A 24,581-nucleotide genomic window follows, 5' to 3' on the forward strand; every position below is an offset into this window, starting at 1 on the left:
GTTGAGGAGAGATTGTGAGCACGAATGTGACCACCGAGCCCCGGACGACCCCGGCTGCGCTGTGGCGCGCCGCTGAGCAATTCGGATCGAACGAGGCTGTAGCGGACGGATCCGACCGGACCACTTACACCGAACTGCTGGAGCGCGTGCGCCTCGCAGCCCGGGCGTTGATGGCCAAGGGTGTCGAAGCAGGCGACCGCGTTGCGGTCTGGGCGCCCAACACCCACCACTGGATCGAGGCGTTCCTCGCCGCGCAGTACGCCGGCGCGACGCTCGTGCCGATCAGCACCCGCTACACCGGTCACGAGGCCCTCGATCTGCTCGAGCGCACCCAGGCCAAGGTCCTGGTCGTCCCGGATCGCTTCCTCAAGAACGATCGCCTCGCGGACGTCCTGAAGGCGGCCGGGCCCGAGGGCATCCCGACGCTGCAGCTCGTGCTGCGCACGCCGTCGGACGACCCCGCGGCCGGCGCCCCGACCACCGAGTTCCCGGGCGGCGAGATCCTCGAGTGGGATCAGCTCGCTGCGGCCGCCGAGCCGATCTCCGCCGAGGAGGCCGACGCCCGTGCCCGCGCCGTCTCCCCCGACGACGTCGCCGACATCCTGTTCACGTCCGGCACCACCGGCAAGAGCAAGGGCGTCATGACGGCGCACCGTCAGACCGTCGGCATCGCCGACGCGTGGGCGGACTGCGCCGAGGTCGACAGCAATGACCGCTACCTGGTCATCAACCCGTTCTTCCACACCTTCGGCTACAAGGCCGGTCTCATGGTGTGCATCCTGCGTGGCGCCACGATGGTTCCGGCCGCGGTCTTCGACGTCCCCACGATCATGGCGACCATCGCGAACGAGAAGATCAGCGTGCTGCCGGGCGCCCCGACGATCCATCAGACGATCCTCGACTTCCCGACCCGCGACGACTACGACCTGTCGAGCCTGCGCGTCGCCATCACCGGCGCGGCCGCGGTGCCGGTCGTCCTCGTCGAGCGCATGCAGGCCGAACTCGGCTACGACGCCGTCATCACCGCCTACGGACAGACCGAGGCGGTCGTGGTGACCATGTGCCGCACCGACGACGACCCGGTCACGGTGTCGACGTCGTCGGGCCGCGCGATCCCCGGCATGGAGGTCAGGATCGGCGAGCACGGCGAGATCCTGGTGCGCGGCGAGAACGTCATGCTGGGCTACCTCGACGACCCGGAGTCGACGAAGAAGACGATCGACGCGGACGGTTGGCTGCACACCGGCGACGTGGGCGTGCTCGACGAGCGCGGCTACCTCGACATCACCGACCGCCTCAAGGACATGTACATCTCCGGCGGCTTCAACGTGTACCCGGCCGAGATCGAGAACGCTCTCGCCCGCATGGATTCCCTCGCGGAGGCCGCTGTCATCGGCATCCCGGACGAGCGAATGGGCGAGGTGGGCCGTGCCTACGTCGTGCCGAAGGCGGGCGTCACCGTGACCGCCGAGGATGTCGTCGCGTTCTGCAAGGAGCGCCTGGCGAACTTCAAGATCCCGCGTGAGGTGACGGTCGTCGGCGCGCTGCCGCGGAACCCCTCCGGCAAGGTGCTCAAGAACGATCTGCGGGAGGGCAAGGCATGAGTGTCCCCCACGGTGGTTCCGATCGGGACGGTGTTCCCGACGAGGGGGAGGTCGTCACCTACGAGGTGCGCGACCACGTTGCGTTCGTGACGCTCAACCGTCCCGACTACCGCAACGCGCAGAACTCCGTCATGACGTACGCCCTCGATGCCGCGTTCGAGCGCGCCGTCGAGGACGACGACGTGAAGGTGATCGTGCTGGCCGGCAACGGCGAGCATTTCAGCGCCGGCCACGACATCGGTACGCCGGGCCGCGACCATCACGTGCACTACGAGAACAAGGCCGCCCTGTGGTGGGACCATCTCGGCAAGTCCGGCGGTGATCAGCGTTTCGCCCGCGAGACCGAGGTCTACCTGGGCATGTGCCGCCGGTGGCGCGAGATCCCGAAGCCGATGATCGCCCAGATCCACGGCGCCTGCATCGCCGGTGGCCTGATGCTCGCGTGGTGCTGCGACCTCATCGTCGCCTCGGACGACGCATTCTTCGCGGATCCCGTTGTACGAATGGGCGTTCCGGGTGTCGAGTACTTCGCGCATCCGTGGGTGCTGGGATCGCGGTTCGCGAAGGAGATCCTCTTCACGGGCGATCGCTTCTCCGCGCAGCGCGCGTACGAGGTGGGCATGGTCAATCGGGTGGTGCCGCGCGCCGACCTCGAGACCGAGACGCTCGCGCTGGCCGCGCGGGTCGCGGAGATGCCGCGGTTCGGTCTGGCGCTCACCAAGAAGGCAGTCAACCAGTGCGAGGACCTGATGGGTCAGCGCGCCGGTATGGATTCGGTGTTCGGCCTGCACCACTTTGCCCACGCACACAATGCCGAAGTGGGCAGGGACTCGCTGGGTGGAATGGACGTCAACAGTATGAAAGCGAAGGCGAAATAGTGGATCTCGAACTGGATGAGAAGGCCCGCGCCTTCCAGCTGGAAGTGCGCGAATGGCTCGCTGCCAACGTCCCGGCGGAACCGCTGCCGTCGATGGACACCGCGGAGGGCTTCGAGGCCCACCGCGAGTGGGAGCACAAGCTCGCCGACGCCCGCCTGTCGACCGTCTCGTGGCCCGTGGAATTCGGCGGCCGCGACGCGTCGATGATCGAGTGGGTCCTCTTCGAGGAGGAGTACTACAAGGCCGGCGCCCCCGGCCGTGTCAGCCAGAACGGCATCTTCCTCTTCGCGCCGACGCTCTTCGAGCACGGCACCGAGGAGCAGCTCGCGCGCATCATGCCGAGCATGTCCCGCGCGGACGTCATCTGGGCGCAGGCGTGGTCCGAGCCGGAGGCCGGCAGCGACCTCGCCGGCATCCGCTCGACGGCGCGACGCACCGACGGTGGCTGGATCCTCAACGGGCAGAAGACGTGGAGCTCGCGCGCGGTGTACGCGGACTGGGGCTTCGGCATGTTCCGCACCGACCCGGAGGCCCAGCGCCACAAGGGCCTGACGTACTTCATGTTCCCGCTGAACCAGGACGGCGTCACCGTACGCGCGATCCCGCAGCTCGACGGCGAACCCGGCTTCGCGGAGATCTTCTTCGAGGACGTGTTCGTGCCCGACACCGACGTGGTCGGTGAGGTCAACAACGGCTGGCGCGTCGCGATGAGCACCGCGTCCAACGAGCGCGGCCTGTCGCTGCGCAGCCCCGGCCGCTTCATCTCGGCGGTCAACCGCCTGATCGAGGTGTGGAAGGAGAACGCCGACGACACCGACACCGCGGCACGCGATCGCGTCGTCGACGCGTGGATCGGCGCCGAGGCGTACCGCCTGCACACGTGGGGCACCGTCACCCGCATGCTCGAGGGTGTCCCCCTCGGCGTCGAGGGCTCGATCAACAAGATCTTCTGGTCCGAGCTCGACGTCCGCATCCACGAGACGGCCCTCGACCTGCTGGGCGCCGACGGTGAACTGGCCGGCAAGTGGCAGGACGGCTACCTGTTCTCGCTGTCCGGCCCGATCTACGCCGGCACCAACGAAATTCAGCGCAACATCGTTGCCGAGCGGATGCTCGGACTCCCGAAGGCGGATCGATGAAATTCTCCCTGTCCACCGAGCAGCGTGATTTCGCGGGCAGCCTGCGCGGCCTGCTCGCCAACGCCAACACCCCGGCCGTCGTCCGGTCGTGGGGCGAGAACGACACCGCCTCGGGTCTGGCTCTGCTGCAGCAGCTCGCCGAGACCGGCGTGACCGCGCTCGCCGTGCCCGAGGAGTTCGACGGCATCGGCGCGCATCCGGCCGATCTGGCCGTCGCGTTCATCGAACTGGGCCGCGCCGCGGTGCCGGGCCCGATCTTGGAAACGGCAGCGGCGGTACCCGCTCTGCTGTCCGCGCTCAACGATCAGCAGCTGGCCAAGCGCTTCCTGCCCGCGATCGCCGAGGGCACCCTCGCGTCGTTGGTGCTCGAGCCGTCCACACCGCGTGCCCTCGACGCCGATGTCGCCGAGCCGGTCCTGCGGGTCTCGGGCGACACCCTCGAGCTGGTCCGCCCGACCACGCAGCTCGAGTCGGTCGACCCGGCCCGCCGCCTCTTCGAGGTCGAGTCGGTCGAGACGCTGGCACAGGGCGCGGACGTCGCCGCGGCCGCCGAGAAGGCCTACGACCTCGCGGCCCTGGCCGCGTCGGCGCAGCTGATCGGTGCCGGCCACGCGATGATCGAGACGGCCACCGAGTACGCCAAGAACCGTTCGCAGTTCGGTCGCGTCATCGGTAGCTTCCAGGCCGTCAAGCACCACATGTCCGACGCCCTCGTGGCCGTCGAGATGGCGACCCCGCTGGTGTACGGCGCGGCGATCTCCATCGCCGAAGGATCCGACACCGTCGCCCGCGACGTCTCGGCCGCCAAGGTCGCCGCCGCGAACGCCGCGTACGTGGCGTCACGCAAGGCGCTACAGGTCCACGGCGCGATCGGTTACACCCTCGAGTGCGACCTGTCGCTGTGGCTGACCAAGACGCGGGCCCTGCAGTCCGCGTGGGGCACCGCCTCCGCACACCGCGCACGGATTGCGAGCGCGCTGTGAGTGGGGTCGGAGTGTTCTCGGAGGAGCAGCTCGAGCTCCGCAAGATCGTTGCCCAGCTGCTGAGCAAGCGGGCCGACGCGGCCGCGCTGCGCAAGACGCTCGAGTCGGGCGAGGCGTTCGACCGCGGCCTGTGGGATCTGCTGTGCCAGCAGGTCGGTGTCGCGGCACTCGCGATCCCGGAGGAGTTCGGCGGCTTCGGTGCCACCGTCGTCGAGCAGCACCTGGTGCTCGAGGAGCTCGGCGCGTCGCTCACGCCGTCGCCGATGTTCGGTTCCGCGGTCCTGGCCGCGCAGGCGATCCTGGCGACCGGCAACGACGAGGCGTGCGAGCGCCTGCTGCCCGGCATCGCCGAGGGTGCGTCCATCGCAGCCCTGTGCTGGGTGGGCCCCGAGGGCCACTGGCGCAGTGACGATGTCGCGTGCACGGCGGCCGGCAACGACGCCGACGGCTACACCGTCTCCGGTACCGCGCACTACGTGCTCGACGGCGCACACGCCGACGTGCTCATCGTGGCCGCAGTCCTGGAAGGCACAGACGACGTCCTCGGTTTGTTCGAGGTCGATCCGACGGCCGACGGCGTCGCTCGCCGCCAGCTGCCGACAATGGACCTGACGCGGCCGATGTCGTTGGTGGAGTTCACTTCCGCCCCGGCCGTCCGGCTCACCGCCGACGACGCGACCGCGGCACTCGAGCGGGTGCGTCAGATCGCGATCGTCGCGCTGTCGGCCGAGCAGGTCGGTGCCGCGGCACGCTGCCTGCAGATGACGGTGGACTACAGCAAGGATCGCGTCCAGTTCGGTCGTGCGATCGGCAGCTTCCAGGCGCTCAAGCACCGGATGGCCGAGCTGTACTTCCTGGTGGAGACGGCCCGCTCGGCGTCCTACGCGGCGGTCTACTCGCTGAGCGAGGGTCTGCCGTCGGCGGCAGCCGACGCGGCGGTCGCAAAGGCGTACTGCTCGGAGGCGCTGCTCGCGGTCACCGGCGATTCGATCCAGCTGCACGGCGGCATCGCGATCACGTGGGAGCACGACGCGCACCTGTTCTTCAAGCGCGCCCACGGCAGTGCACAGCTGCTCGGCCAGCCGGAAGAGTTCATCACGGAGATGGAGTCGCTCGCGGGTCTGCCCGCCTGACCCCGTCCCCAGCGCGAGGGCCGGCCCGGAATCTCCGGGCCGGCCCTCGGCGTCTCTACGGTGTTTCAGACCTCGGCCTGCGACGTCCAGCGAGCCTCGCGAATCCGTTCGATCTTGTACCGGCGGCGCGGCGCCATGATCCCCGGTAAGAGGAACGACAGCATCTGGTCGATGCGCTCGTACAGGTCCTCGCGGCCTGTCAGCACGTTGGAGACCAACTGGACCCCGGTAAAGGCGCCGACGATGAAGCGGCCCAGTTCCGACGGCTCGACCGTCTCGACGACGTCGCCCTCCTCGATGCCGGCACGAGACACCTCCTCACACGCGTCGATCCAGTCCGCGTACGGCCTCCGGGGGCCGCCGTCGGCGCTCATCTCCAACGTGAGCCGGATGCCGGCGCGCACGATCGGGTCCTCGACCATCTGCCGGCCCATCTCGTAGCAGAGCATCACCAGCCGATCGAGCGCCGGAGCGCCCGACGACATGATGGACTCGACTGCCTTCATCGATATCGCGTGCTGCTCGTCGATGACCACGGTCGCCAACTCGTCCTTCGACTTGAAGTGGAAGTAGAGCGCGCCCTTGGTAATTCCGGACAATTCGACTATTTCCGCGAGGCTGGCCCGCTCGTATCCGACGCGGTCGAACATCTCCGCGGCACCGTTGACGATCTGCTGTCGCGTGATCACCGCCCGTTCCTGCTTGAGCATCCAGCAGCACCCTTCGTCTCACATATACCGACAATGCATCATTGCCGACGACGAGGGATCGGGCCAGAGTAATTCCCGAACCAATCCTGGTCAGGCGAGGAGTTCTTCGAGGTATCGGGCGACGCCGTCGTCGTCGTTCGACGGCAGCACCCGGTCCGCGAGCGCACGGACCTCGGGTAGCGCGTTCTCCGGGCACAGCGCGGTTCCACCCCAGAGAAGCATCGGGATGTCGTTCACCGCATCCCCGATCACCGCAACTTCCTCGGCCGTGAGGCCTCTCGTCGCGCACAACCGGGCGAGGGCACTGGCCTTGGACACCCCCGTCGCCGCCATCTCGATGTACGGCGCACCCGAGTGGGTCAGCTCGACGCCGTCCACCCCCGCCGCGACCGCGAGCCGGTACAACTCGCGGCTGGGCATCTCGGGATGCCGCGCGACGATCTTGACCATCGGCTCGCCCATTCGCGGCAGTCGCTCCTCGAGGATCATCTCGTCGAGCGTGCGATGGTGGTCGGCGTAGTCGCACAGCGCCGCGTACTCGGGTTCGGCCACGAACGTCGTCGGCCCGACGTTGGCGAACACCGCCCCCGGCACGAGCGTGCGGACACGTTCCATCGCCGCGAGCGCCTCGGTGACCTCGATCGAGACGGTGCCGGTGATCTCGGGTGTGCCGTCGGCAAGGTCCAGGGTGACGGCGCCGTTGGCGCAGATCGCCTCCCCACGGAAGCCGCACGACCGCGCCAGGGCGTCCACCGAGTGCCGGGCACGCGCGGTCGCCCACACCACCTCGATTCCGGCGTCACGCGCGGCCGCCATCGCCCGCGCCGTCCGCGGCGACACCGTTCGGTCGGACCGCAGCAGGGTCCCGTCGAGGTCGGAGGCCACCAGTCTGATTCGCGTCACGTGTGAATGATCCCAGCACCGTGCCGTGGCGCCCACTCAGCCGGCGCGGGGCGACAGATCATGCCGAGTTCACCTCCTGCCAGGACCGGTAGACGTCGACGGCGTCCTCACGCGGCTGGTAGCGCATGGGCAGCCGGCGGTCCTGCCAGGACTTGGCGAACTCGTCGTAGAACGTGGCGAGTTCGAAGTACTTGCGGTCGTCCACGTAGTAGGGCGCGTAATCCTCGCGAGTGGTGAGGAAGACGACCTCGTCCGGGGAGCAGTAGTACAGCGATCCCAGGCACATCGGACAGGGGTGGGCAAGAACGTAGATGGTGGTACCGGTCAGGTGCTCGGTGCCCGCCCTGGTGCATGCCTCGCGGATGGCGAGGATCTCCGCATGGGCGGTGGGGTCGCCGGTCTGGACTACCTTGTTGGGGCTCTCGGCGAGGATCTTGCCGTCCTTGACGATGACGGTTGCGAACGGTCGCCCGCCCTCCGCGACGTTCTGGCGGGCTATGTCGATGGTGCGCTGGACGAAGTCCATGGAATTCTCCGGAAGTGGAAGGGGGGCACGGGCGGGGTGGGCCGGAAGGCTGGTTCCGGCCCACCCCGTTGCCGCCTGTCTGTGACGCCGACTCGCCGTCGGATCAGAACGGCTTGGTCGGCAGGTACTTGCCGTCCAATGTGATGACGGCCCGCTCGCCGCCTTCAGGATCGGCGACCTTCTGCACGTCGAGTTTGAAGTTGATCGCGGAGATGATGCCGTCGCCGAACTGCTCGTGGACCAGGGCCTTGAGCGTGGTGCCGTAGACCTGCAGCATCTCGTAGAAGCGGTAGATCGTCGGGTCGGTGGGGATGCCGCCGGGGATCGAGCCGCGAGTCGGGACGGCCTGGAGCAGCAGTGTCGCTTCGTCGTCCAAGCCCAGCAGCTGGACGACCGCCTCGGCGGACTTCTCCGGCAACGGGTGCTGGCCGAGGACGGCAGCGGTGGTGAAGGCCACCGACAGTCCGGAAGCGTCGGCGATCTGCTGCCAGGAGAGGTTCTTTCGGATCTTGGCGTCGACCGCGGCGGTGGCGATGGCCTGACGGGCGGTGGGGTCGAACTGGGCGTGCATCATGATCGGAACTTCCTTCTCTTCGATGGACCACTTCACGACGTGAGGTGGCAAGTGGGTGGCGGTCAAGCCGCCAGCGCGGAGCCGGTGGTCGCCAGTTCCTCGACTCGGCCGGTGGCGATGTCGAAGACCCAGCCGTGAAGGGTGAGCTGCTGCTCTGCCAGGGCGCGGGCGACCGAGGGATGGGTGGTCAGATTCGCCAGCTGCGCGAGCACGTTCTGGCGTACCAAATCGGGAACGTCGCCTGCGGCGGTGGTGCGGGCCCGAGAGGCGTCCGCGTGCCGCAGCCAGGCAGCGACCGCCGGAGCGCCGCTCAGGTCGTGACTCCGTGCGAGTGCGGTCATCGCGCCGCAGGCGGAGTGACCGCAGAGGACGATGTCCCTCACCCCGAGCGTCGCGACTGCGTATTCGATGCTCGCCGCCACCCCGTCGGCGTCGGGGGTGTAGGCGGGTACCAGGTTGCCGGCGGTGCGGATGACGAACAGGTCACCAGGCTCGGCGCCGGTGATCAGCTCGGGAACGACACGGGCATCGGAGCAGCCGATGAACAGCGTGTGCGGCGTGTGATGGGTGGCCAGGTGAGCGAAGAGCTCCGTCTTCGCCGGGAAAACGTCCTTCTGAAAACGGGCGATGCCCTCGGTGAGATCCTGCATGGGTCACTCCCTTCGGTGGTGGTCCGCCCCGACGGGCTGACGAAATCCACTCTGCATGACCTGCGCCTATAGTGTCCAAGACTCAATATTTATTGAGGCAATAGTTTCCATCTATAGTGAGTTCCATGGCCGCCCTCGAACTGCGTCACCTGCGCTACCTGCTCGCCGTCGCCGAACACGGCAACTTCACACGCGCCGCCGAAGACCTGCACATCTCCCAGCCCACGCTCTCCCAGCAGATCAAGCAACTGGAGAAGACGGTGGGTGTGCAGCTACTCGACCGCACCGGCCGCACGGTACGACTCACCGATGCCGGTGTCGTCTACATCGACCACGCCCGTCGCGCACTACGCGACCTGGACACCGCCGAACGCGCCGTCCACGACGTCCAGAACCTGTCCCGCGGTCACCTACGCCTGGGCGTCACCCCCACGTTCACCGCGTACCTCGTCGGCCCGCTCACCGCCGAACTCCACACCCACCACCCCGGCATCAGCCTGACGCTCACCGAAACGACGCAGGACCATATCGAAGCCGCCCTACTCGCCGACGAACTGGACCTCGGAATCGCATTTGCCGGCCGTCACCTACCCGGCATCAGCGCCACCCCGTTGTTCACCGAAACCCTGAGCCTCGTCACCAAAACGTCACCGACCCCGGCGATCGCGAAACCCTTACCGGCGCAGGCCCTGACGGATACAGAACTGGCGCTGCTCAGCGGCGACTTCGCCACCCGGAGCTACATCGACGCCTATCTCGCCGACCACAGCATCACCCCCCGCATCACGGTTGAGGCCAACTCCATCCAGGCCCTCACCGAAATCGTCCAACGCACCCCCCTGGCCACCGTCCTACCCGACGCCGTCACCCACGATCACTCCCACCTCACCCCCGTCCCACTCGACCCGCCGCTGCCCACCCGCACCGTCTCTCTCCTGGACCGGCACGGCGCCTATCGCAGCGCGGCCGCCCGCGCCTTCACGCAGCTCACCCTCGACCTCGTTCACGCCCGCCGCTACACCCCGCCTCGAGCCGATCCGCCATCCGGAAACGGTTCGCCCGAGTCACTTTCGCGGTGATGTCGAACGAACGACGATTCAATACATTCATTTCTGAATACAGAATTGGATGTACTATTAGTTCGTGGAGACGCTGGTTCATCGCGACGCCCTTGCCCGCTTCGGCTATGCGCTGTCCGACCCGACGCGCGCGCAGATCCTGCTGAGCCTGCGTTCGGCCCCGGGCTACCCGTCCGATCTCGCCGACACCATCGGGGTGTCGCGGCAGACCGTCTCCAATCACCTTGCCTGCCTGCGTGGCTGCGGCCTGGTGGTCGCAGTGCCGGAGGGCCGCCGCAGCCGCTACGAAATCGCCGACCCACGGATCGGCCACGCGCTGGGCGACCTGCTGGGGCTCGTGCTGGCGGTCGATCCGGCGTGCTGCCCGGATGCCGCCACCGACGGTTGCTGCTGATGTCATCCGGTGTGGCGGTGTCACCGGATCGCCGGGCGACCCTCGCCCGCCGGATCCGCTGGCTGGTCGCCGCGACCATTGCCTACAACGTCGTCGAGGCCGCGGTCGCGTTGACGGAGGGCGCCCGGGTGTCGTCGACGGCGCTCATCGGCTTCGGCCTGGACTCGGTGATCGAGGTGTCGTCGGCGGCGGCCGTCGCTTGGCAGTTCTCCGGACGCGATCCCGAGTCCCGTGAGCGGGTGGCGCTGCGCATCATCGCCTTCTCGTTCTTCGCTCTCGCCGCATACGTCGCCGTCGACTCCGTGCGGGCACTGTTCGGCGTCGGCGAGGCGAGCCACTCGACGGTCGGCATCGCGCTGGCCGCGGCCAGCCTCGTCATCATGCCGGTGCTGTCGTGGACCCAGCGCCGCACCGGACGGGAGCTGGGATCTCTTTCCGCGGTGGCGGATTCGAAGCAGACCCTGCTGTGCACGTACCTGTCCGGCGTCCTGTTGGCCGGCTTGCTGCTCAACAGCCTGCTCGGGTGGTCCTGGGCCGACCCGGTCGCGGCGCTCGTCATCGCTGCCGTGGCGGTGCGCGAGGGCCGCGAGGCGTGGAAAGGCGACGCGTGCTGCGCGCCCGTCAGCGACCGAACACAGTGCCACCGTTGAGGTGGATCACCTGAGCATTCACCAGTCCGCCGGCCTCGCTGCACAGCCACAGGATCGCCGCGCCGACGTCGGCGCCCGTACCGAGCCGACCGATCGGGACCTGTCGAATCATTTTCTGCACCTGGGGATCGTCGGCGCGACCCAGTCCCTCCATCAGTCCCAGCGCCAGCGCGTTGGCGGTGACTCCGTTCGGTCCGCACTCGACACCGAGATGCCGGATCAGCGCCTCCGATCCTGCCTTTGCGGCGCCGTACGCGGCGACCCCGATCGGCAGCCCCCGGGACGACGCCCCCGACGAGATCTGGACGATCCGGCCCCAACCGTTCTCGAGTTGACGAGGCAGCACGGCCTGGACGATGCGCATCATCGCCGCCAGATTCAGGTCGATTTGCAGTTGCCAGTCCGCGGGCGGCATGTCGACGAACTTGTTCGGCCGGCCGCCGCCGTCGGGGACGCCGGCGTTGTGGACGAGGATGTCGACATCGCCCACGTCATCCGCAAGACTCGCCAGCGCGGCCGCGGTGGCACCGGTGTCGGTGACGTCGAACGGGCACGCCACCGCTGCTCCCCCGGCCCCGGTGATCGCGTCGACCACCGACCCGGCACGGTCGGCATGGAGATCGTTGACGGCCACCGTCGCTCCCGCCGCCGCGAGGACGTGCGCGATGCCCGCGCCCACCCCCCGGCCCGCGCCCGTCACCAGGGCCGTCCGCCCAGACAACCCGAACTGCTCCACACCGAGGTCCATCGCATCCTCCACTCCGACAGTCCGCATATGGTGACAGTCCGGCAAGATCACTCGAGTTCCGGTTCTCACCGACCGGGATTATCGGCGCCCGAACGAATTCCGTGGAATCGCTCCTGGCGTACGACCCCCTGTGTGATGCTCCGCGGATGACCGCCCGCTCACCAGAAGAACTCGACGCCCTCGAGGACATCCGGCAGCTCAAGTACCGGTACTTCCGCATGCTGGACCTCAAGCGCTGGGACGATTTCGCCGACACGCTCGCGCACGATGTCGTCGCCGAGTACGGGACGCACGCCCTGAGCAGGCCGCTGGTGTTCGAGAGCCGCGACGCCCTTGTCGGCTTCATGCGGAAGGCGTTGACTCCGGCGATCACCTCGGTGCACTTCGCCCACCACCCGGAGATCACGGTTACGGGGTCCGCGGCCGAGGGCACGTGGGCTTTCGAGGACACCGTCATCGTTTCCGCGGCGCGGTGCCTCATCCGCGGCGCGGGCTACTACCGGGACAGCTACCGCCGCGACGACGACGGCCGCTGGCGGATCGCTCGCACGTCGTACGAGCGGATCTACGAGTCGATGATCTCGCTCGACGACGTCCCGAGCTTCGAGTTCCTGTCGCACATGTGGTCGGAACCACCCGCGAAGGGCGCCTGACTAATCGGCACCCGAACGGAAACGCTCCTAGCCTGGAACCCATGACCACTCCAGAGATCACCCTGAATTCGGGAACCGTCATCCCCCAGCTCGGCCTGGGCGTCTGGCAGGCCACCAACGACGAGACCGAGCACGCCGTCCGCTTCGCGCTCGACGACGCCGGCTATCGGCACATCGACACCGCCTCCGCGTACGGGAACGAGGAAGGCGTCGGACGCGGCGTCACCGGATCCGCGGTGCCGCGCGAGGACATCTTCGTCACCACCAAGCTGTGGAACTCCGATCAGGGCTACGAACCGGCACTGGCGGCGTTCGACGCCAGCCTGTCCCGCCTCGGCCTCGACTACGTCGACCTGTACCTGATCCACTGGCCGCTGCAGGACCAGGACACCCGACTGCGCACGTGGGACGCGATGGAGAAGATCGCCGAATCAGGCCGCGCCAAGGCCGTCGGGGTATGCAACTTCGAACCACACCACCTGCAGGAACTCGTCGACCGCGGCGGCCTGCTCCCCGCCGTCGACCAGGTGGAGTTACACCCGCATCTCCCCCAGCATGCGATCCGCGACTTCGCGGCCCTGCACGGCATCGCCGTCGAGTCGTGGAGTCCGCTCGGCGGCACCAGCAACTCCGGATGGGGAGACTCGTCCAAGCCCAACACGCTGCTCGACGACCCCGTCGTCGCCCGTGTCGGCGAGCGGCACAGCAAGTCCCCCGCCCAGGTGCTCATCCGCTGGCACCTGCAGAACGGACTCATCGTCATTCCGAAGTCCGTGCACGACAATCGCATCGCACAGAACATCGACGTGTTCGACTTCGAACTCACCGATCAGGACATCGCCGATATCGCGACGCTCGACGACGGTGTGCGGGTCGGATTCCATCCGGACGAGATGAATCTCGGGGCGCCGAAGTAGGGCAAAAGCCCATACCTTCGCGAAAACTCCACCACGGCGGCCGGTGTCCGCGCACTATGTTCTCGCACCTTGTCAGGTTCGGGAAAGGACCACCATGCGCCGCCAGTATCGGATTGCTCTCGCCGCGACCGCCGCCGCCCTCACCTTGGGCCTGATGCCGGCGACCGCCGCGGCGACCCCGAGCGAGGGCGTCACGGGCGAGATCATCGCCCAGGCGACGGTCGGCGACAAGGACTACATCCTGCGCAAGATCACGATCGCACCGAACGGCACGACGGGCTGGCACTTTCACGACGGCATGCTGTACGGCATCGTCACGGAAGGCACACTGACGCACTACAAGTCGGATTGCACCACCGACGGCATCTACAACGCCGGCGGCACCATCGTCGAGCCCAGCGGCAACGACTACGTCCACATGGGCCGCAATATCGGGCCGACGCCGATGGTCCTGCACGTGCTCTACGTGCTCCCGTCCGGCAAGCCGATGTCGGAGGACGCCACGGCGCCGGCCTGCGCGTAGTCGCCGGCAATGCTGGTGAGGAAGAACTCTCGGATGTCGTCGGCGAGCAGGCCTGGCACCTCCATCGCGGCAAAGTGACCACCGCGTTCGAACTCCGACCAGTGCCTGATGTCGTACAGACGCTCAGCCAGTGGTCGGACCGATTGCGTGATGTCGTGTGCGAACACCGCGACGCCGAGCGGAACCGGGCACGGCTCGATCCGCCGGGGAGCGTCTCGGTGCAGGCGCGCCGAGGACGCCGCGGTGGCGGTCAGCCAGTACAGCGAGACGTCGGTGAGGATCCGGTCGTCGCTGACGGGTGAACGCGGGTCCGTCCATTGCGCGAACCGCTCGGCTATCCACGCCAACTGACCGACCGGCGAATCGGTGAGTGCATAACCGATCGTCTGCGGGGCGCTGGCCTGGAGCGCCTGGTAGGGAGGGCGATTCGTCATCAGGTGCCTGATCTTGTCCAGTCGAGCTTCGTCGGTTGCGGACAATTCGACGCCAGCGCCCGGGTCCGGCCGGGTCGGCAAGTAGTTGACGTGTACTCCGACGACCTGCTCGGTCGCCACCGCACCGAGCGCCGTCGAGATGCCCGCGCCGAAGTCGCCACCCTGCGCGCCGTAGCGCTCGTATCCGAGACGACGCATCAGCTCGGCCCACGCCCGCGCGACCCGGACGATGTCCCAACCACGCTCGTGGGTCGGCCCGGAGAATCCGTATCCGGGGATGGACGGAATCACCAGATGGAAGTCCCGCGACAACGGCTCGATCACCTCGAGGAACTCCAGGAACGAGCCGGGCCAGCCGTGGGTGAGGATCAGTGCAAGCGCGTCGGGCTTCGAGGACCGGACATGCACGAAATGGATGTTCTGGCCGTCGATCTCGGTGGTGAAATGCGGAAGCTCGTTCAGTTCGGCCTCGCGTGCGCGCCAGTCGTAGCGGCTGCGCCAGTGCTCGGCCAGTTCCCGGAGCCGCGCCAGCGGGAAGCCGTAGTCCGATCCGGCGTCGGCGACCTCGTTGGGCCATCGGGTGCGGGCGAGCCGGTCTGCCAGGTCGTCGAGATCGGCCTGAGGGATCTCGATGCGGAACGGTTCGATCATGGTGCCTCCTCCGGAGAACCTCGTTCGCGTACAAACGTTCATCACATAAACGTTTATTGCACGAACGATAACACCACAATCGTTCAGGCATCTAACGATTCGACTAGACTTCGCCGCATGGAGCGCCCATCCGAAGAGACACCCGCCAAGTGGCAGGCCCTGCCCAGTTGGCAGATCACCCAAACCGCACACCATGCACATCGTGTGGTGGCCGAGGGGTTTTCGTCCGTGGACGCCCGCGGCTTCCATTACCGACTGCTGGCGACGCTCGAGGAGTCCGGCCCGGCCAGCCAGGCCGAGCTGGGCCGGCGCAGCGGTATCCACGCCAGCGATGTGGTCGCCGCGATCAACGAGCTGGCCGATCGCGATCTGGTCGAGCGCACTCCGGATGCCACCGATCGGCGGCGCAATGTCATCTCCCTGACCACCGCGGGCAAGCGCCAGCTGCGACGGCTGGAGAAGCGGCTGGCCGAATCCCAGGACGAACTGCTGGCGCCGCTGTCGCCCGAGGAGCGAGGGCAGCTGACCGGGCTACTGTCCAAGCTGCTGGCACATCACGCGGCGCTGTCCGACGTTCGCGAGACGAAGCGCTGAGCGCCTGACGCTCACCGCGGTTCGCTCGTTTGTCCTCGTTCGCGACACCCGATCCGTAGGGTGCCCGATATGGGGGCTTCGAGAATCATCGTGGGATTGTTGGCCATCGGATTGACCGCGGGCTGCGGTTCGTCGGGCGATACCGACGACACAGCCGAGCCGGCCCCACCTCCCACCATCCCGGGGTTGGTGGAACCGACGTGCCTGGCCGGCAATCTGCTTGCGAGCGCTGGATTGGTGGGCAGTGCGCCCCCCGCACCCGAGCCAACCTCCATCCCAGACGATTTCGAACCGGTTCGCGTCGTCACGTGCGAGGGCTCTGACGGCACCGATGAGAACGCGACGTGGATCGAGGAACATCGGCAGGGCGACCTGAGCGCGGTTCTCGCCGGGTACGAACTGCCTACCGATCCATTGAAGACAACGCGAATCAACGGCGTCGACCAACGAACCTGCTACATCGATCAGATGACTCCCCCGATCGTCTGGCTCGTCGACACACAGGGTCTCGCAATGCGCCCAGAACTCCCCACCGGCGAGTGCGGTGAGTACAAGTGGGTCGCGATCAACGCGATCCGCGCCCTACCGGTCACCGAGACGATCAGCCACATGATTCCGGTTGCGGCGCCGCCGCCGTGAACTTCACCGGCATCTCCTCGATCCCGGACACGAAGTTCGCCGCCCGGCGCGGCACCGGGCCGCTTGTTGCGAGAGCCATGTCGGGCAGGCGGGCGAGCAGTCGCTCGAACATCATCACGCCCTCGAGCCGAGCAAGCTGGTTGCCGAGACAGAAGTGGGTGCCGAAACCGAAGGCCACGTGCGGGTTCGGTGATCGGCCGATGTCGAAGCGCTCGGGATCGTCGAACACGGTCTCGTCGAAGTTCGCCGACTCGAACAGCAGTAGCATCTTCTCGCCCTGAACCAGATCGGTCCCGAAGAATGTGGTGTCGCGGGTGACGATGCGGGCCATGTTCTTGATGGGCGAGGACCACCGCAGCATCTCCTCGACCGCGATCGGAATGCCCGACGGCTCGGCCACCAGCCGATCACGCTGATCGTCGTGCCGCAGCAACTGCTCCATCCCGCCGCTCAGGACGTGACGGGTGGTCTCGTCACCGCCGATGAGGATCAGCAGCGACTCGTTGACGATCTCCTGGTCGTCGAGGCGCTGACCGTCGATCTCGGCGTGCACGAGAATGCTGATGAGGTCGTCGGCCGGCTCCTTGCGCCGCTCGGCGATGGTGCGGAAGGTGTACTCGTTGAACGCGACGTATGCATCCATCATCGCCTTCAGCTGCTCGTCGGTAGCGTTGCTGCCCAACGCCTTCACCAGATCGTCCGACCAGCGCAGGAAGGTCTCCCGCTCCTCGGGCCGGACTCCGAGCATGTCGCCGATCACCGCCATCGGTAGCGGCGCCGCCAGGTCGGCGACGAAGTCGCACTCCCCCTTCTCGCATACCGCGTCGATCAACTGGTCGCAGATCTCGCGGATCCGGCCGATCTTCGCCTCCACCTTCTTGCGAGTGAAGCCGGTGTTCACCAGGCGGCGCCGCTGCAGATGTGCGGGGTCGTCCATGTCGATCATCTGCGGCAGTGGCCCGGTCTCCGGACGGATCCCCCCGGCATTGGAGAACAGTCCCGGGTCGCGCTCGGCGGCGATCAGCGCGGCGTACGACGCCGCGGCCGCCATGCCGTTCCGGTCACGGAACACCGGTTGATTGCTTCGCATCCACGCGTATGCCGCGCGGGGATCGCCCGACCCGCCCGCATAGAAGCGGCCGTCGAGCAGATCTGTGTCGTTCACGATCGTCATCGCATGCTCCTTCATCCGAACGGACGAACCGGAAAGCCTCGACAATCACCCAAACCTGCCCCGATAGTAGAACTTGTTCCTACGATCGGCGGGGTATCGAACACACGAGGGGAGACGTGATGGGTTCGGAGGCGGACGCCGGCGCATTCACCGGCAGATCGGTCCTGGTCACCGGAGGCGGCAGCGGTATCGGCCTGGGGATCGCGCAGGCCCTCGTCACGGCCGGCGCGCACGTCACGATCTGTGGCCGCAGCGCCGACAAGCTGACGACAGCGGCGGAGAAGATCGCCGCGACCGGAGCGTTCGCGGCGGGCGGGTCCGTTTCCACCGTCGCCGCCGACGTCACGGACGAGGGCGACGTCGAAGGCGCCGTCGCGCGGGCGATCGAGACGACCGGACGGCTCGACGGCGTCGTCGCGTGTGCGGGCGGCAACGAGACGATCGCGCCCATCACCCAGCTCGACACCGAGGCGTGGCGCAGGACCGTCGACCTCAACGTCACCGGCACGATGCTCACCATCAAGCACGGCGCGCGGGCACTCGTCGCGGCCGGCGGCGGGTCCATCGTCGCAATCTCCTCGATCGCGGCCAGCAACACGCACCGCTGGTTCGGCGCCTACGGGGTATCCAAGTCGGGTGTCGATCACCTGGTGCAGCTTGCCGCCGACGAGTTGGGCGCCAGCAACGTTCGCGTCAACGGCATCCGCCCCGGCCTCACCCGCACCGACCTGGTCGCGATGATCACCGACGGCGGGCCGATCCTCGACGACTACCTGGCGTGCACTCCCCTGGGCCGGGTCGGCGAGGTCGACGACATCGCCGGACTCGCACTGTTCCTGCTGGGCCCACAGTCCACCTGGATCACCGGGCAGCTCGTCAACGTCGACGGCGGACAGATGCTGCGGCGCGGACCGGACTTCACGTCGATGCTCGAACAGGTCTACGGCGCAGACGGACTACGAGGAGTGGTATCGCAGTGAGTTTCCATCAGGTGCTCGGCAAGCAGGTCGACATGCCGGTGCAGATCCGGACCGCGACCGCGTTCATGGCGATGTACTCGGTTCCGACGGAGGCAGCGCAGAAGCTGATCGACCACACGGGTCTCGAGATCCTGCAGTGGCGCCGCGGACGCGGGCTGTGTGGTCTGGTGTTCGTCGACTACATCGACGGCGATCTGGGGCCGTACAACGAATTCGGTGTCACGTTCATGGTGCGCAATCACCGCCGGACCGGGCGGACATCCGTCCCGGCAGATCTGCGTTCACTGGCGACGGGCAATGCCGGAGCACTGATCCACCAGTTGCCCGTCGACGGCGAGTTCACGCTCGCCGCCGGACGCGGCATCTGGGGGTTCCCCAAGATCATGGCCGAGTTCGAGACCGACCACGTCAGCGACCTCCGCCGCGGCAGGGTCAGCCAGGACGGGCACCTCATCGCGGAACTGACCGTCAAGCAGGGCATCCCGACGCCGGGTCGCGGTGCCAACACGTCACTCGAGGCGTACTCCCACCTCGACGGCGTCACCCGGCACACGTCGTGGGACATGAGCCCGACCGGAGTCCGGACACGACTCGGCGGCGCCGATCTACGACTCGGCGACCACCCGATCGCCGACGAACTGCGCTCGCTCGGACTACCGCGCCGGGCGTTGGCGACCACCACCATCCCGGACCTGCAGATGACCTTCGGGGACGCGGCCACAGTCTGATACTCCGTGACACTCGGGGCCCGGCTCTTGCGAATCCAGACCGTCTGGTGTGTGCTGAAGACTTGGACGCTTGATCAAGTTCGATTCTCTACCTCGCGCAAAGGATTACGTCGTGACGATCAGTCGACGCAGCGTGCTGGCCGGAGCCGCGGCCGCACCGGCGCTCGCAGCCCTAGCCAGCTCGACCGCTTCAGCTCAGCCCCGCTCCGCCCCCGCGCCGGCCCGCAGATCCGCGCCCGACCAGGGATTCCGGGTCGGCGTCGGCCTGTCCGACATGACGGGCCCGGTCGCCGAGAACGGGATGATGGGCTATTCGCAGTTCGACCAGCGCGCCGAGGGCCTGCATCAGCGGACCCGCGTGCGGGCCTACGTCTTCGCCGACGCCGACGACAACCGCGTCGTCTACACCTGCGCCGACACCTGCATGGTCTTCCAGGCCGTGCACGACGCCGTGCTCGCGCGCCTCGCCGCGAAGTACGGCAACCTCTACACCGAGAAGAACGTGATGCTCACGGCCGTGCACTCGCACGCCGCATGCGGCGGTGCCTCGCAGGACTACGCATACAGCCTCGCGACGCTGGGCTTCCAGCCTCAGGTGTTCGACGCCGAGGTCGACGGCGTGGTCGAGGCGATCGTCGCGGCGCACGACAACCTTGCCGCGGGCACCGTCGCATACGGGCGCAGCGAACTGAAGGACGCGAGCGTGAATCGTTCGCGCGTCGCATTCGATCGGAACCCGCAGCACGACAGGGACTACTACCCGCTGGGCATCGACACCGCGATGCGGGTGCTCCGGATCAGCCAGGGCGGCGACAACGTCGGCGGCATCGGCTGGTTCCCCACGCACGGTGCGTCGCTCACCAACAAGAACCATCTGATCTCGGGTGACAACAAGGGTGCCGCCGCCTACTTCTGGGAGCACGACGTCGCCGGGGTCCGCTACCTCGACGGCAAGCCCGGATTCGTCGCCTGCTTCCCGCAGACCAACACCGGCGACATGTCCCCCAACCTGGATCTCGAGCCCGGCCACGGCCCCACCGCTGACGACGTCGAGAACACCCGCATCATCGGCGAGCGCCAGGTGGCCGCCGCCCGCGAGGCCTTCAAGAAGGCCGCCCCCCTGTCGTCGACCACGATCGACAGTCGAATCCTCTACCTGGACATGGCGAACCAGGTGGTGGACGGCAAGTACACGTCCGACGGCCAGGTCCGCCGCACCGCGCCGGCCTGCGTGGGCGCGGCAATGGCCGCGGGCAGCACCGAGGACGGCCCGGCCATCGACATCTTCACCGAGGGCACCCGTAATCCGATGATCGATGCACTCGGCGGTATCGACACTCCGACGCCGCAGTGGCTCGCCGACGCACAGGCGCCCAAACTGGTGCTGGTGCCCGTCGGCCTGCTGCCTCCGGACGGCTGGGTGCCGCACGTGCTCAAGATCCAGATCATCCGGATCGGCGACGTCTATGTCGTCGGCGGCCCCGCCGAGTTCACCATCGTCTCCGGCCTGCGCATCCGGCGCACCGTCGCCGCGGAACTCGGTGTCCCGCTCGAGAACGTCATCTTCAACGGCTACGCCAACGCCTACTCGAGCTACTGCACCACGCCCGAGGAGTACGACGCGCAGCAGTACGAGGGCGGCTCGACCCTGTTCGGGCGCAACACCCTTCCCGCGTACCAGCAGGGTTTCGCGGAACTGGCCGCGGCGATGAAGACCGGGGCCGACGTCCCGCGCGGACCTGCGCCGCGCGACCTGTCCGGCTTCCAGCCCGGCTTCGGGCGCGAGTTCCCCTTCGACGCACCGCTGCCCGGCCGCAACTTCGGCGACGTCCTGGTGCAGCCCGCCGGCAGCATCGGCGCCGGGGAGCAAGTGGCTGTCGAGTTCGTCACCGGCCATCCCAAGAACGATCTACACCGTCGCGGAACGTATTTCGAGGTGCAGCGACGGGAGGCCGACCGCTGGGTGCGCAGCGCCGACGACGGAGACTGGTCCACCAAGTACCACTGGCGGCGCGACGGCCTCAACGCGTCTATCGCCCGCATCACGTGGGATGTGCCAGCAGGCACCCCGTCGGGCACGTACCGGATCCAGCACTTCGGCAACTGGAAGAACCCGGAGGGTGCGGTGTTCGCGCTTACCGGAACCTCCGCCGAGTTCGCCGTCCGCTAATCCCCCCTCACCCACTGAAGGGTCCCGTCGTGCGCCCGCAGCGTCCGACGGGGCCCTTCAGCTGCTGGACTCCAGAATCTCCTTGGCATTCTCCAGGTTTCCGCGCACGTCTCGGGCATACAACTTCTGCGCGATGGCATCGGCGAACTTGAAGAGGCCGGAACCCTCCTCGCCGTCCTGCCGGAACGTCACCTTGGTGGCGCCGTCACCGTCGCTGTCGAAGTCCAGTTCACGCGTGTATCCGATCTTCGATTCCCTGGATTCGAGTCCGATCCGCTTGTTCGCCTCGTAGTCGACGATCGCCTCCGTTGCATGAATGTGTGCGCCGGCAACCCGCGCCGTCAACGCGAAGACCGCGCCGACCTCGTCACGCGAGCCTGAAACCGTCTTGTATTCGACTATGTTGCTTGCCCATTCGGTGCCGTTCTCGGGGTTCGTCAGGTACTCGAACACCTCGGCGACAGGCCGGTTGATGACGATCGTCTCTTCCGTCCTGAGCGTCTTGGCCATGAAACTCACATCCTCGACTCGCGACAATGGTCGACGCGTCACGCATGAGGTTGGCGCACCCGCGCCGATGAAACACTCGCACAGTCGCATTCGCGAGACTCTCCGCGGCGACCGCACGTGCATCACCCTCGATTCTATCCCTGTACCCCGCGCTTTTGAAGGCCCCCTCATAAGGGTGAAGGGTCCCTCCGTGCGCGGTCAGCGCACGAAGGGACCCTTCAGCCCTTCCCCATCCCCCCGGGTCTTGCTACAGCCAGGTGTCCTCGCTGGCGGTCGTGAGGAACGCCTCGAGGTCGTCCCGCCACTTCGCCGGCACGGTCTTGTCCGGTTCGATGCCGGTGTACTGGCCGCGATAGAACAGCAGTGGCCGCTCGGTCTTGATCTCGCTCATCGAATGCACCCGACCGAACACCACGAAGTGGTCACCGCCGTCGTGCACCGTCTCGACCGTGCAGTCGATATGCGCGAGCGATCCGGTGAGGATCGGTGACCCCAACGGAGATGGCGTCCAGTCGATTCCAGCGAACTTGTCGGGCTCACGCGAGCCGAAACGCGCACAGGTGGACTGCTGCTCCTCGGCCAGGACGTTGACGGCGAAGCGGCCGGACCGCTCGATGGCCGTCCACGAACGAGACGCCTTGGTGGGGCAGAACAGCACGAGCGGCGGATCGAGGGACAGCGCCGCGAACGACTGGCACGCGAAGCCGACGGGAGCACCGTCATCGACTCCGCCGGCGGTGCCGGCACCCATCGTGGTGATGATCGTGACGCCGGTACAGAACTGTCCGAGCACGGACCGGAACTGGCGCGGATCGATCTCCGCACCGGTTCCGGCCGTCGGCGTCTCGTGGGGCGACACTACTTGAACCCCACCGTGAAGTCGTGTCCCCACAGACTCACCGCGGTGCTCTCCTTCGCGATCCACTTGTCGTCCTCGACTTCGAGTCCCTCACAACCGAATTCGACGTCGAAGCCACCCGGGGTCTTCATGTAGAACGAGAGCATCAGATCGTTGACGTGGCGACCGAGCGTCGCCGACATCTTCACATTCTTGCGGAGCGCGCGGTCGAGGCACAGTCCGACGTCGTCGGAGTTCTCGACCTCGACCATGAGGTGCACGATCCCCGAGGGGTTCGGCAGCGGCGCGAACGCGAGGCTGTGGTGCCGCGGGTTGCAGCCGAGGAAGCGCAGCCAGGCCGGCTCACCGTCCGCCGGACGCCCGACGACCTGCGGAGGCAGACGCATCGAGTCGCGCAGCTTGAAGCCGAGCACGTCGCGGTAGAACTCGAGGTCCGCCTCGTCGTCCTTGGTCGCGAGCACCACGTGCCCCAGGCCCTGCTCGCCGGTGACGAACTTGTGCCCGTACGGGCTCACGATGCGTCGATGCTGCAGCGCGACGGTGTGGAACACCTCCAGGCGGGAACCCGAGGCATCACGGCACTTGATGAACTCGACGACGTTGCGCTCGGCCGCCTCGTCCTTGGTGCCCTCCTCGAACTCCCAGTCGGCCTTGGCCAGCCGCTCACGAATCTCCTGCAGCCCTTCGGCGTTGGCGCACTCCCAGCCGGTGGCGTAGAGCCCGTCACGCTCGCCGGGCACGATGACGAGGCGTGCCGGGTAGTCGTCCATGCGCAGGTACAGGTTGTCGGGGTTGGCGCCCTTGCCCTCGATCATGCCGAGGACCTTGAGTCCGTACTCGCGCCAGGCGGCCATGTCGGTCGCCTCGATGCGCAGGTAAGCGAGTGAACGGATACTCATCAGTTGCCTCCTTCGAGCAGGAAGTCGCCTGCGAGTCGGTTGAACTCGTCGAACTTCTCGAGTTGCGCCCAGTGGCCGCAGCCGCCGAACACGTGCAGCTGCACACGCGGAATCATCTTCAGTGCCACCAGCGCACCGTCGATCGGGTTGACGCGGTCCTCGCGGCCCCAGATCAGCAGGACCCGCTGGCGCAGCTTGTACGCGTCGCGCCACAGCATGCCGAGTTCGAAGTCCGAACTCGCGAACGACTTGCCCATCGCCTTGGCCGCGGCGAGTGACTCCGGAGAGCTTGCCGCAGCAAACCGCTCGTCGATCAGTTGGTCGGTAATCAGATTCTGGTCGAACACCATGATGCGCAGGAACGCCTCGAGGTTCTCGCGCGTGGGCTGGTACGCGAACTTGCCGAGATTGCGAACGCCCTCGGTGGGGTCCGGCGCGAACAGGTTGACGCTCAGCCCCCCGGGGCCCATGAGGACCAGGCGTCCGGCACGGTCCGGATAGTCGAGCGCGAACCGGACCGCGGCACCGCCGCCGAGTGAATTACCCAGCAGATGAACGCGGTCGGTGATGCCGAGCGTGTCGAGCAGATCCTTCAGGGCTGACGCGCTGTGGACGAAGTACTGCGGGTGCTCGTTCGGCTTGTCGGACTTGCCGTAGCCGGGCTGGTCGACCGCGAGCACATGGAACTGCTGCGCCAGAACGGGAATGTTCTTGGCGAAGTTGGACCACGACGACGCGCCGGGCCCACCGCCGTGCAGCAGCACGATCGTGGGGCCGTTGCCGACGCCCGCCTCGTGGTAGTGCAGCTTCAGGTCGTCGCGGACCTGCGCGAAACGAGAGGTCGATTCGTACGTGAGTTCTTCGGTTGCCGTCATGTGC

At 67.3% G+C, this 24,581-nt stretch carries 28 protein-coding genes; 16 read left to right on the forward strand and 12 right to left on the reverse strand.

Features of this window, described 5'->3' with window-relative positions:
* Positions 1-26: 26 nt before the first annotated feature.
* Genes C8K36_RS11680 through C8K36_RS11700 form a run of 5 tightly spaced genes read left to right on the forward strand, consistent with a single transcriptional unit; the run spans position 27 to position 5,737 of the window.
* A complete protein-coding gene (locus C8K36_RS11680; RefSeq protein ID WP_107984638.1) occupies positions 27-1,604 on the forward strand; it encodes a FadD3 family acyl-CoA ligase in 1,578 nt (525 codons plus the stop codon).
* Positions 1,601-2,482, forward strand: coding sequence for an enoyl-CoA hydratase (locus tag C8K36_RS11685; protein ID WP_107984639.1), 882 nt, complete (start codon positions 1,601-1,603; stop codon positions 2,480-2,482). Before C8K36_RS11680 ends, C8K36_RS11685 begins: the two co-directional genes overlap by 4 nt.
* Positions 2,482-3,621: an acyl-CoA dehydrogenase family protein gene (locus C8K36_RS11690; protein ID WP_107984640.1), complete on the forward strand. Its 1,140-nt coding sequence runs from the start codon at positions 2,482-2,484 to the stop codon at positions 3,619-3,621. Before C8K36_RS11685 ends, C8K36_RS11690 begins: the two co-directional genes overlap by 1 nt.
* Positions 3,618-4,604: an acyl-CoA dehydrogenase family protein gene (locus tag C8K36_RS11695; protein WP_107984641.1), complete on the forward strand. Its 987-nt coding sequence runs from the start codon at positions 3,618-3,620 to the stop codon at positions 4,602-4,604. The genes C8K36_RS11690 and C8K36_RS11695 overlap by 4 nt, the downstream gene beginning before the upstream one ends.
* Positions 4,601-5,737 (forward strand): acyl-CoA dehydrogenase family protein, encoded by a 1,137-nt coding sequence (locus C8K36_RS11700; RefSeq protein WP_258195381.1) that lies wholly within the window; start codon positions 4,601-4,603, stop codon positions 5,735-5,737. Before C8K36_RS11695 ends, C8K36_RS11700 begins: the two co-directional genes overlap by 4 nt.
* Positions 5,738-5,802: 65 nt before the next feature.
* On the opposite strand, the gene C8K36_RS11705 is transcribed toward C8K36_RS11700, so the two are convergent.
* The 5 genes from C8K36_RS11705 to C8K36_RS11725 all read right to left on the reverse strand — a co-directional run bounded on the left by C8K36_RS11705 (position 5,803) and on the right by C8K36_RS11725 (position 9,100).
* Positions 5,803-6,447 (reverse strand): ScbR family autoregulator-binding transcription factor, encoded by a 645-nt coding sequence (locus C8K36_RS11705; protein ID WP_107984643.1) that lies wholly within the window; start codon positions 6,445-6,447, stop codon positions 5,803-5,805.
* A 90-nt stretch (positions 6,448-6,537) separates the two neighbouring features.
* Positions 6,538-7,350, reverse strand: coding sequence for an HAD family hydrolase (locus tag C8K36_RS11710; protein ID WP_107984644.1), 813 nt, complete (start codon positions 7,348-7,350; stop codon positions 6,538-6,540).
* A gap of 58 nt (positions 7,351-7,408) precedes the next feature.
* Entirely contained in the window at positions 7,409-7,876 is a 468-nt protein-coding gene (locus tag C8K36_RS11715) for a nucleoside deaminase (RefSeq protein WP_107984645.1), read from the reverse strand.
* Between the two features lie 103 nt (positions 7,877-7,979).
* The gene (gene cynS / locus C8K36_RS11720; RefSeq protein WP_107984807.1) at positions 7,980-8,450 is read right to left on the reverse strand and encodes a cyanase; all 471 of its coding nucleotides are present in this window, start codon (positions 8,448-8,450) and stop codon (positions 7,980-7,982) included.
* A 62-nt stretch (positions 8,451-8,512) separates the two neighbouring features.
* A complete protein-coding gene (locus C8K36_RS11725) occupies positions 8,513-9,100 on the reverse strand; it encodes a carbonic anhydrase (RefSeq protein ID WP_107984646.1) in 588 nt (195 codons plus the stop codon).
* Between the two features lie 125 nt (positions 9,101-9,225).
* Here C8K36_RS11725 and cynR point away from each other — a divergent pair, with 125 nt between their 5' ends.
* The 3 genes from cynR to C8K36_RS11740 all read left to right on the forward strand — a co-directional run bounded on the left by cynR (position 9,226) and on the right by C8K36_RS11740 (position 11,223).
* Positions 9,226-10,179, forward strand: a complete 954-nt coding sequence (cynR, locus tag C8K36_RS11730) for a transcriptional regulator CynR (protein WP_107984647.1) — start codon at positions 9,226-9,228, stop codon at positions 10,177-10,179.
* 64 nt (positions 10,180-10,243) lie between these two features.
* Entirely contained in the window at positions 10,244-10,573 is a 330-nt protein-coding gene (locus tag C8K36_RS11735) for an ArsR/SmtB family transcription factor (protein ID WP_107984648.1), read from the forward strand.
* The gene (locus C8K36_RS11740) at positions 10,573-11,223 is read left to right on the forward strand and encodes a cation transporter (RefSeq protein WP_107984809.1); all 651 of its coding nucleotides are present in this window, start codon (positions 10,573-10,575) and stop codon (positions 11,221-11,223) included. The genes C8K36_RS11735 and C8K36_RS11740 overlap by 1 nt, the downstream gene beginning before the upstream one ends.
* On the opposite strand, the gene C8K36_RS11745 is transcribed toward C8K36_RS11740, so the two are convergent.
* Positions 11,195-11,998, reverse strand: coding sequence for an SDR family oxidoreductase (locus C8K36_RS11745; RefSeq protein ID WP_258195382.1), 804 nt, complete (start codon positions 11,996-11,998; stop codon positions 11,195-11,197). The genes C8K36_RS11740 and C8K36_RS11745 overlap by 29 nt on opposite strands.
* Before the next feature lie 119 nt (positions 11,999-12,117).
* On the opposite strand from C8K36_RS11745, the gene C8K36_RS11750 reads away from it, so the two are divergent.
* The 3 genes from C8K36_RS11750 to C8K36_RS11760 all read left to right on the forward strand — a co-directional run bounded on the left by C8K36_RS11750 (position 12,118) and on the right by C8K36_RS11760 (position 14,064).
* Positions 12,118-12,624 carry a nuclear transport factor 2 family protein gene (locus C8K36_RS11750; RefSeq protein ID WP_181319511.1) on the forward strand — a complete coding sequence of 169 codons (507 nt, stop codon included), beginning with the start codon at positions 12,118-12,120 and terminating at the stop codon, positions 12,622-12,624.
* A gap of 41 nt (positions 12,625-12,665) precedes the next feature.
* Positions 12,666-13,541, forward strand: coding sequence for an aldo/keto reductase (locus tag C8K36_RS11755; protein WP_107984650.1), 876 nt, complete (start codon positions 12,666-12,668; stop codon positions 13,539-13,541).
* Positions 13,542-13,635: 94 nt separating this feature from the next.
* The gene (locus C8K36_RS11760) at positions 13,636-14,064 is read left to right on the forward strand and encodes a cupin domain-containing protein (RefSeq protein ID WP_107984651.1); all 429 of its coding nucleotides are present in this window, start codon (positions 13,636-13,638) and stop codon (positions 14,062-14,064) included.
* On the opposite strand, the gene C8K36_RS11765 is transcribed toward C8K36_RS11760, so the two are convergent.
* A complete protein-coding gene (locus tag C8K36_RS11765; RefSeq protein WP_107984652.1) occupies positions 14,004-15,149 on the reverse strand; it encodes an epoxide hydrolase family protein in 1,146 nt (381 codons plus the stop codon). The two genes, C8K36_RS11760 and C8K36_RS11765, sit on opposite strands and share 61 nt — an antisense overlap.
* A 117-nt stretch (positions 15,150-15,266) precedes the next feature.
* Here C8K36_RS11765 and C8K36_RS11770 point away from each other — a divergent pair, with 117 nt between their 5' ends.
* Both C8K36_RS11770 and C8K36_RS11775 read left to right on the forward strand, forming a co-directional pair.
* Positions 15,267-15,743 carry a MarR family winged helix-turn-helix transcriptional regulator gene (locus C8K36_RS11770; protein ID WP_107984653.1) on the forward strand — a complete coding sequence of 159 codons (477 nt, stop codon included), beginning with the start codon at positions 15,267-15,269 and terminating at the stop codon, positions 15,741-15,743.
* Positions 15,744-15,812: 69 nt separating this feature from the next.
* Positions 15,813-16,382, forward strand: coding sequence for a hypothetical protein (locus C8K36_RS11775; protein ID WP_107984654.1), 570 nt, complete (start codon positions 15,813-15,815; stop codon positions 16,380-16,382).
* On the opposite strand, the gene C8K36_RS11780 is transcribed toward C8K36_RS11775, so the two are convergent.
* Positions 16,345-17,556, reverse strand: coding sequence for a cytochrome P450 (locus C8K36_RS11780; RefSeq protein WP_107984810.1), 1,212 nt, complete (start codon positions 17,554-17,556; stop codon positions 16,345-16,347). The two genes, C8K36_RS11775 and C8K36_RS11780, sit on opposite strands and share 38 nt — an antisense overlap.
* A 119-nt stretch (positions 17,557-17,675) precedes the next feature.
* On the opposite strand from C8K36_RS11780, the gene C8K36_RS11785 reads away from it, so the two are divergent.
* The 3 genes from C8K36_RS11785 to C8K36_RS11795 all read left to right on the forward strand — a co-directional run bounded on the left by C8K36_RS11785 (position 17,676) and on the right by C8K36_RS11795 (position 21,434).
* Positions 17,676-18,536: an SDR family oxidoreductase gene (locus C8K36_RS11785; protein ID WP_107984655.1), complete on the forward strand. Its 861-nt coding sequence runs from the start codon at positions 17,676-17,678 to the stop codon at positions 18,534-18,536.
* Positions 18,533-19,264 (forward strand): acetoacetate decarboxylase family protein, encoded by a 732-nt coding sequence (locus C8K36_RS11790; protein WP_107984656.1) that lies wholly within the window; start codon positions 18,533-18,535, stop codon positions 19,262-19,264. The genes C8K36_RS11785 and C8K36_RS11790 overlap by 4 nt, the downstream gene beginning before the upstream one ends.
* Before the next feature lie 112 nt (positions 19,265-19,376).
* Entirely contained in the window at positions 19,377-21,434 is a 2,058-nt protein-coding gene (locus C8K36_RS11795) for a neutral/alkaline ceramidase (RefSeq protein WP_107984657.1), read from the forward strand.
* A gap of 57 nt (positions 21,435-21,491) precedes the next feature.
* Here C8K36_RS11795 and C8K36_RS11800 read toward each other — a convergent pair whose 3' ends face one another.
* The 4 genes from C8K36_RS11800 to hsaD form a co-directional block, all read right to left on the reverse strand.
* Entirely contained in the window at positions 21,492-21,944 is a 453-nt protein-coding gene (locus C8K36_RS11800) for an SRPBCC family protein (RefSeq protein WP_107984658.1), read from the reverse strand.
* Between the two features lie 247 nt (positions 21,945-22,191).
* Positions 22,192-22,803: a 3-hydroxy-9,10-secoandrosta-1,3,5(10)-triene-9,17-dione monooxygenase reductase subunit gene (gene hsaB, locus C8K36_RS11805; protein ID WP_107984659.1), complete on the reverse strand. Its 612-nt coding sequence runs from the start codon at positions 22,801-22,803 to the stop codon at positions 22,192-22,194.
* Positions 22,803-23,702: an iron-dependent extradiol dioxygenase HsaC gene (hsaC, locus tag C8K36_RS11810; protein WP_107984660.1), complete on the reverse strand. Its 900-nt coding sequence runs from the start codon at positions 23,700-23,702 to the stop codon at positions 22,803-22,805. The genes hsaB and hsaC overlap by 1 nt, the downstream gene beginning before the upstream one ends.
* Positions 23,702-24,577 (reverse strand): 4,5:9,10-diseco-3-hydroxy-5,9,17-trioxoandrosta-1(10),2-diene-4-oate hydrolase, encoded by an 876-nt coding sequence (gene hsaD, locus C8K36_RS11815; protein ID WP_107984661.1) that lies wholly within the window; start codon positions 24,575-24,577, stop codon positions 23,702-23,704. The genes hsaC and hsaD overlap by 1 nt, the downstream gene beginning before the upstream one ends.
* Between the last annotated feature and the right edge of the window lie 4 nt (positions 24,578-24,581).

The sequence above is a fragment of the Rhodococcus sp. OK519 genome (assembly GCF_003051005.1).
GTDB lineage: Bacteria > Actinomycetota > Actinomycetes > Mycobacteriales > Mycobacteriaceae > Prescottella.